This window comes from Streptomyces sp. NPDC002536 (assembly GCF_053594995.1).
On the sequence record NZ_JBSFWU010000189.1, the window covers coordinates 1 to 6,918 of the forward strand.

At 73.9% G+C, this 6,918-nt stretch carries 9 protein-coding genes and 1 pseudogene; 3 read left to right on the plus strand and 7 right to left on the minus strand.

Going from position 1 to position 6,918, the window contains the following annotated elements:
• The 4 genes from ACWD4B_RS34670 to rimP all read right to left on the minus strand — a co-directional run.
• Positions 1 to 955: translation initiation factor IF-2 N-terminal domain-containing protein (locus ACWD4B_RS34670; RefSeq protein WP_451424502.1), on the minus strand; the 955-nt coding region annotated here is incomplete at its 3' end.
• 178 nt (positions 956 to 1,133) lie between these two features.
• On the minus strand, positions 1,134 to 1,409 hold the full coding sequence (locus ACWD4B_RS34675; protein WP_451424503.1) for a YlxR family protein: 276 nt from the start codon (positions 1,407 to 1,409) through the stop codon (positions 1,134 to 1,136).
• Between the two features lie 147 nt (positions 1,410 to 1,556).
• Positions 1,557 to 2,549, minus strand: a complete 993-nt coding sequence (nusA, locus tag ACWD4B_RS34680; protein WP_451424504.1) for a transcription termination factor NusA — start codon at positions 2,547 to 2,549, stop codon at positions 1,557 to 1,559.
• A 2-nt stretch (positions 2,550 to 2,551) separates the two neighbouring features.
• Positions 2,552 to 3,073 (minus strand): ribosome maturation factor RimP, encoded by a 522-nt coding sequence (gene rimP / locus ACWD4B_RS34685; protein WP_336415662.1) that lies wholly within the window; start codon positions 3,071 to 3,073, stop codon positions 2,552 to 2,554.
• A gap of 162 nt (positions 3,074 to 3,235) precedes the next feature.
• Between rimP and ACWD4B_RS34690 the strand changes: the two genes are divergently transcribed.
• The 3 genes from ACWD4B_RS34690 to ACWD4B_RS34700 are packed head-to-tail and all read left to right on the plus strand — an operon-like array spanning position 3,236 to position 5,129.
• Entirely contained in the window at positions 3,236 to 3,766 is a 531-nt protein-coding gene (locus ACWD4B_RS34690; RefSeq protein WP_451424505.1) for a hypothetical protein, read from the plus strand.
• A complete protein-coding gene (locus ACWD4B_RS34695) occupies positions 3,763 to 4,179 on the plus strand; it encodes a ferritin-like domain-containing protein (protein ID WP_451424506.1) in 417 nt (138 codons plus the stop codon). Before ACWD4B_RS34690 ends, ACWD4B_RS34695 begins: the two co-directional genes overlap by 4 nt.
• A gap of 29 nt (positions 4,180 to 4,208) precedes the next feature.
• Positions 4,209 to 5,129, plus strand: a complete 921-nt coding sequence (locus tag ACWD4B_RS34700; protein ID WP_451424507.1) for an aminoglycoside phosphotransferase family protein — start codon at positions 4,209 to 4,211, stop codon at positions 5,127 to 5,129.
• Between the two features lie 69 nt (positions 5,130 to 5,198).
• Here the strand turns inward: ACWD4B_RS34700 and ACWD4B_RS34705 are convergent, their stop codons facing one another.
• The 3 genes and pseudogenes from ACWD4B_RS34705 to ACWD4B_RS34715 form a co-directional block, all read right to left on the minus strand.
• Complete coding sequence (locus tag ACWD4B_RS34705; protein WP_391151795.1) at positions 5,199 to 5,732, minus strand: GNAT family N-acetyltransferase; 534 nt, start codon at positions 5,730 to 5,732, stop codon at positions 5,199 to 5,201.
• Between the two features lie 40 nt (positions 5,733 to 5,772).
• Positions 5,773 to 6,618: a GNAT family N-acetyltransferase gene (locus ACWD4B_RS34710; protein WP_451424508.1), complete on the minus strand. Its 846-nt coding sequence runs from the start codon at positions 6,616 to 6,618 to the stop codon at positions 5,773 to 5,775.
• Between the two features lie 150 nt (positions 6,619 to 6,768).
• A pseudogene (locus ACWD4B_RS34715) lies at positions 6,769 to 6,918 on the minus strand (flavodoxin-dependent (E)-4-hydroxy-3-methylbut-2-enyl-diphosphate synthase); the annotation flags it as partial.

Here is a 6,918-nt window from a genome sequence, read left to right on the forward strand (position 1 = left end):
CCTCGAGCGCGTCCAGCCGCAGCTGCCCAAGGGCACGAGCGCCGCCACCGGGGCCCGGACGCGGGCCGGCAGCCGGACGCTGCGGCATCATGCCCGGGTTCGGGCGGTTGCCGCCGGGAGCACCACCGGGACGCGGAGCGCCACCGGGAGCGCCCTGCGGGCGCGGCATGCCGCCGGGGGTCGGACGGGGACCCTGGCCCTGCGGGCGCGGGGCACCGCCGGGACCGCCCTGCGGACGGGGAGCACCGGGGGCGCCGGGAGCACCCGGACGCGGGGCGCCACCCGGACGGGGGGCCTGCGGACGGGCCATGCCGGTGGAGCCACCGGAGGTGAAGGGGTTGTTGCCCGGACGCGGGCCGGCCGGACGGCCACCCGGACGCGGGGCACGCTCGCCCGGAGCACCGGGACGCGGGCCGCCGGGACGGCCGCCCTCACGCTGGCCGGCGGGACCCGGACGGGCGCCGGGGCGCGGGCCGGGCGTGGCACCGGGACGCGGTGCGGCCGGACGCTCCTGGGCCGGACGCTCCTGGGAGGGAGCGGCCGGGGCGGGCGCGGAGAACTCCGCCGCGGGCACCGGGGTGACCGGGGCGGGCTTGGCCGGAGCCGCCGGGGCGGGCTTGGGACCCGGGCGCGGGCCGGGCGTCGGCGCGGCACCTGCGGGCTTGGGGGTGGGGGCCGCGGCCGGCTTGGGGGCCGGGGCGGCGGGCTTCGGGGCACCCGGAGTGGGTGCGCCCGGCTTCGCGGCAGCCTTGCGCGGCGCCGCGGGCTTTGCCGAGGGCTTGCCGGCGCCTCCGCCGGGACCCTGCAGCGCATCAGTCAGTTTACGGACGACCGGCGCCTCGATCGTCGAGGACGCCGAACGGACGAATTCACCAAGTTCTTGGAGCTTGGCCATGACGACCTTGCTCTCCACTCCGAACTCCTTGGCGAGTTCGTATACCCGGACCTTAGCCACTTCGCTCCTTCTAGGTCCGGGGTGTCCACCGGACCGTCGCTACTTCATGGGCGTACTCATCGCGTACTCATCGAGTGCTCATCGCAATCTCGACCTACTTCCAACTCGCGAGGTACCTGACCGCACGGTCGCCCGTGCCGTTCTTCTTACGGTGTTGCCTGGCGGTGCTGCCGACTGTTCAGCCGGCCTGTTCGACGTACCGGTACAGCTCCGCGGTGTCGAGCGGCCCGGGGCTTTTGAAGGCCCTCGGGAACGCCCGGCGGCGCACCGCCAGATCGAGGCAGACCGGTGTGGGATGCACGGATGCACCCCGGCCGGGCAGCGTACCGCGAGGGTCGGGGACGACGACGCCCTCGATCACCACGGTCCGCAGCAGTTGGCCCTTGGCCGCTCGCTCCCGGCACCCCACACAGGTGCGCTCAGGGCATGCGCGGGCATGCGTCCGGCCAGACACTGGTTAAGTCTACCTCCCCGCGCCGACCTCACCCCTTTGGGGCACTGATCGCGCGCGTATGCGTTTCGGCCAAGATCGGCCAGTTTTCCGGGCCCGGGGACGGGCTCAGGGGGCGCATCGTGCGCCCCCTGCTGCTTCCGTCCGCCGTCAGACCTGCTCGGCCGGCTGCTCGGTGTCCGGGCGGATGTCGATCCGCCAGCCGGTCAGCCGCGCCGCGAGCCGGGCGTTCTGCCCTTCCTTGCCGATGGCCAGGGAGAGCTGGTAGTCGGGCACGGTCACCCGTGCGGAGCGCGCCCCGAGGTCCACGACCTCGACCTTGCTCACCCGTGCGGGGGACAGGGCGTGCGCGACGAGCTCGGCCGGGTCGTCCGACCAGTCGACGATGTCGATCTTCTCGCCGTGCAGCTCGGCCATCACCGCGCGCACCCGGCCGCCCATGGGGCCGATGCAGGCGCCCTTGGCGTTGAGGCCGGACCGGGTGGACCGGACCGCGATCTTGGTGCGGTGGCCGGCCTCGCGGGCGATGGCGGCGATCTCCACCGAGCCGTCCGCGATCTCCGGGACCTCCATGGCGAAGAGCTTCTTCACCAGGTTGGGGTGGGTGCGCGAGAGGGTCACGGACGGGCCGCGGACACCCTTGGCCACCCGGACGACGTACGTCCGCAGGCGGGTGCCGTGCTTGTACTCCTCGCCCGGCACCTGCTCCTGGACCGGCAGGATGGCTTCCAGCCTGCCGATGTCCACCAGGACGTTCTTCGGGTCCTTGCCCTGCTGCACGATGCCCGCGACGACATCGCCCTCGCGGCCGGCGAACTCACCGAAAGTGATCTCGTCCTCGGCGTCGCGCAGACGCTGGAGGATGACCTGCTTCGCGGTGGTCGCGGCGATCCGGCCGAAACCGGACGGGGTGTCGTCGAACTCGCGGGGCTCCTCGCCCTCCTCGAGATCCTGCGGGTCCTCCTTGGCCCAGACCGTCACGTGCCCGGAGGACCGGTCCAGCTCGACGCGGGCCCGGCGGCGGCTTCCCTCGGTGCGGTGGTAGGCGATGAGGAGGGCCGACTCGATCGCCTCGACCAGCAGGTCGAAGGAGATCTCCTTCTCTCGCACCAGACCCCGCAGGGCGCTCATGTCGATGTCCACGGCTACGCCTCCTCTTGAATGTCGTCGGTCTCTTCGGCCTTGTCCGCGGCCTTGCGGTTGAACTCGATCTCCACCCGCGCCTTGGCGATCTCGCCGAAGGCCAGCCTGCGGGCGGTGGGCTTGCGGCCCTTCACGCCCGGGACCTCCAGATCGAGCCCGTCCTCGTCCACGGAGAGGATCCGTGCGACGAGCTCACCGCCCTCCGTGAGCTGCGCCCTCATCAGGCGGCCCGTGGCACGGACGTAGTGGCGGTGCTGGGTGAGGGGGCGGTCGGCGCCGGGAGAGGTGACCTCCAGGACGTACGGAGCGCCGCCCATGACATCGGTCTCGTCGAGCTTCGCGGAGACCTCGCGACTCAGCTCCGCGCACTCGTCCAGCTGGACGCCGTCCTCGGAGTCCACCACGATGCGCAGCACACGCCGCTTGCCGGCCGGAGTCACTTCGACTTCTTCCAGATCCAGCTCTCGCGCGTCGACGAGAGGGGCCAGCAGCTCGCGCAGCCTCTCGCTCTGGGTGGTGCTCATCCGGGTGACTCCTCGGCCGCGTGTGCTGTTGTGGGAAAGTCGCGTGTCAGGTCAAAGCCTATCTGTTCCGGCAGCCGACTGACGATTCGGTGCCCGGTCCACGGCCGTGCTGCCGCGCGCCGGTACGCTCGCGTGCGGTGATCAGCCCCGTACGAGCCGGAAATGAGGACCGTGCCGCTCACGACGACGACGCGAGGCGCAGTCGGCCCGCACAGACGCAGGGTACTGGCGGGGGGTGCCGCGGCCCTGCTGACCGGGGGCGCCGCCGCGCTGCTGGGCGGCTGCTCCGGCAGCCCCGGCGCCGAGCACTCCTCGGCCGCGGAGCAGCTGCGGATACGCGCGGGACGCGATTCCGCGGCGCTGCTGGAGCGGTACGACGCGACGATCGCCGCCCATGCGGGGCTGGCGGCGCGGCTGCGCCCGCTGCGGGCCGAAGTGGCCCGGCACGCCGAGGTGTTCGGGCCGCAGCTGGCCCCTTCCGCCTCTGCTTCCGCGCCCGCCCCCCGGGTGCAGGCCCCCGCGGACGAGAAGGCCGCGCTGGCCGCCCTCGCCGACGCGGAGCGGCGCACCGCGGACGCCCGGACCACCGCGCTCGCCGGGGCCCCGCCCGAACTCGCCCGGCTGCTCGCCTCCGTCGCCGCGGCCGGCGCGGCCCACGCCTACCTGCTCGGCTCCGGAGGTGGTGCGGCGTGACCGCGCTCGAAGCGGCCCAGGCCGCGCTCGCGGCCGAGCACGCCGCCGTGTACGGGTACGGGGTGGTCGGCAGCCGCGTCGAGGAGTCCCGTGCCGCGGAGGCCCGGGAGGCCTACGACGCGCACCGCGCCCGGCGGGACGCCATGGACCGCGCCGTGCGCGGCCTCGGCGGCACCCCGCAGGCGGCGTCCGCCGCGTACGCGCTCCCCTTCCCCGTGCAGGACGCGCAGGAAGCGGTGCGGCTCGCGACCGGGCTGGAGAGCCGGGTCGCGGGCGTCTACGCCGATCTCGTCCGCGCCGCCGACGGCTCCCTGCGGGCCGAGGCGGCGGCGGCACTGCGCGAGGCGGCGGTGCGCGAGGCGCGCTGGCGGGGCGGCAGCGTAGCCTTCCCTGGGCTCGCCGAGCGGGCCTGACCAGCGAAGACGAAAAGGACAGCCCAGGGATGGCAAACGTGCACGACCGCCTCGAACCGCCGGAGCGGCTGGTTCGCACCCTGAGCTCCGACCCCGCGTACGGGGAGGCGGCGCAGCAGTGGCTGGCCCGGCTGCCGATCACCGTTCAGGAGTATCTGGAGCGCTGGGAGTTGACGCCCGAACGGGTACGGACCCCGGGCGGACGGGCGAGTCTGGTCGTCCTGGTGCACCGGGCCGACGGCACGCCCGCCGCGCTCAAGCTCGGCGTGCCGGACGGCACGCCCGTCCGCGAACACGCGGCCCTCGTCCACTGGGACGGCCGCTGCGCGGTACAGGTCCTGGACGCGGACCCCGCGGCCGGAGTGCTGCTGCTGGAACGGCTGCACGGTGAGGTGAGCCTGCGGTCGCTGGCGGAGCCGAAGGCGCAGCTGGAGGCCGCGGCGACGCTGCAGCGGCTGTGGGTGCCGCCGCCGGCCGGCCACCCCTTCGCGAGCGTCGCCGAGCACACGGGAGCCCTGGCGGGCGGCCTGCGGGAGCTCTGCGAGGAACCCTGGGCGGTGGTGGACGAGGCGCTGGAGCTGCGCGAGGCGCTGGCCTCCGGGGAGGCCGGCGAGGATCCGGTGCTGCTGCACGGCGAGTTCGAGCAGGGCAGCGTCCTCGCCGGGGACCGGGCGCCGTGGCTCGCGGTCGCACCGCGGCCGGTGGTCGGCGAGCGCGCGTACGACGTGGCATGGCTGGTACGGGACCGGCTCGACACCCTCCTGGCCTCACCGGGGGCCGCGGCCGCCGCGCGGCGCCGGGTGGCGAAGCTGGCCGACTCCCTGGACGTCGACCGGGAGCGGTTGCGGGGGTGGGCCGTCTTCCGCGCGGCGGAGGCCGGGGTGCGTGAGATCGCCGCGGGGCGGCGGGCGCAGGGTGAACTGCTGCTGGAGTTCGCGGGGTTGCTGTAACGCGCCCCGAAGGGGCGCGGGGAACTGCGCGAGCAACCACAGCAGACCCGCACCCGCAGGGCACCCCCCTCACCCCAGCAGCGGCAACTCCGCCCCCATCACCGCGTACGGCATCGGCGCGCTGGGAAAATGCACCTGCCGCGCCAGATCCTGATACCCCAGCTTCCGGTACAGCGCCCGCGCCGGGCTCTCCCGGTCGACCGCGGAGAGGATCGACCGCGGCTCGTCGGCGTCCGCCGTGATGGACGTGATCAGAGTCCGCCCGATCCGCCGGTTCTGGAACGCCGGGTGCACATGGAGCTCGGTGATGACGAACGAGTCGTCGAGCCAGTTCTCGTACCCGGTCGCCCGCAGGTACGGTTCGACGATCGTCGACCACCAGTGGGCGCGGTCGTTCGGCATGCCGTAGACGAAGCCCACCAGCCGGCCGTCCCCGGTGGTGGCCCCCAGAGCACGCGCACCGGGGCAGGTGAGGTGCCTGAGCACAATGTGGCGCCGTACGCCGACCTCTTCGGCGCTGAGGCCGAAGGCGACCGCCTGTACGGCCAGCGCGTCGTCCACCCGCGCGGCGAGGTCGAGCGGTCCGACCGCGATGTCATCCATGTCCGGGAGGCTACCCGCCCGTACGGCCCGGGACCTGCGGTCAGAAGAGCACGCTCATGAACGCGCCGACTTCCTCGAAGCCCACACGCCGGTACGCGGCCCGGGCCGCCGTGTTGTAGTCGTTGACGTACAGGCTCACCACGGGCGCGACCTCGCGCAGCGCGTACTGCAGCACGGCGGCCATGCCCGGCACGGACAGTCCCCGCCCGCGGTGTTCGGGGGCCACCCACACGCCCTGGATCTGGCAGGCCTGGGGCGTGGCGGCGCCGATCTCGGCCTTGAAGACCACCCGGCCGTTCTCGAAGCGGGCGAACGAGCGCCCGGAGCCGACGAGTTCGGCGACGCGGGCCTGGTAGAGCAGGCCGCCGTCCCCGGCGAGCGGGGAGACCCCGACCTCCTCGGTGAACATGGCCACGCACGCCGGCATGACGGCGTCCATCTCGTCCCGGCGGACGCGGCGCACCAGCGGATCGGGCGCGATCCCGGCGGGCATGCCGCGGGCGACCATCAGCGGCTGACAGGCGCGGACCTCGCGGGCCGGGCCCCAGTGGGGTTCGAGGAGCGACCAGAGCCCGGCGGTCGGGCCCGCGGGGCCGACGATCGAGGAGCAGCGGCGGCCGGCCCGGCGGGCGCGGTCGGCGAAGGCCCGTACGGCCTCGGGTCCGGCGCCGATGGGGACGAGGTTGGCGCCCGCATAGCACATGGACTCCAGGCGGCCGCCCGCGTACCAGCCCCACATCTCGCCGCCGAGCCGCCAGGGGTCGAGCCCGGCGATGCGGACACGGGCTGCGACGAAGGCGTTGGCGACGGGGTCGCGGTCGAGCACGGCCAGTGCGGCGTCGAGCTCGCCGGGCTCCAGGACCTTGGTGGTGGTCGTCGTCAGCACTTCTGGGGTTGCCTCACCGTCGCAGGGCCGGAGGCCAGGGGAAACAGGTCCTGGAACTGTACCTCCCGTCTCCTCCGTGCACCTCCCTTGTGTACGGATATGGCGGTGCCCCGCCACGAGGGCGGGGCACCGGTACGCGTGGGGGGAGCGTCAGCCGACGCTGACCTCGGGCTCGCCGGAGGCGATGCCGTCCTTCTCCATCTGTTCGGCGAGCTTCAGCGCCTCTTCGATGAGGGTCTCGACGATCTTCGACTCCGGCACGGTCTTGATGACCTCACCCTTCACGAAGATCTGCCCCTT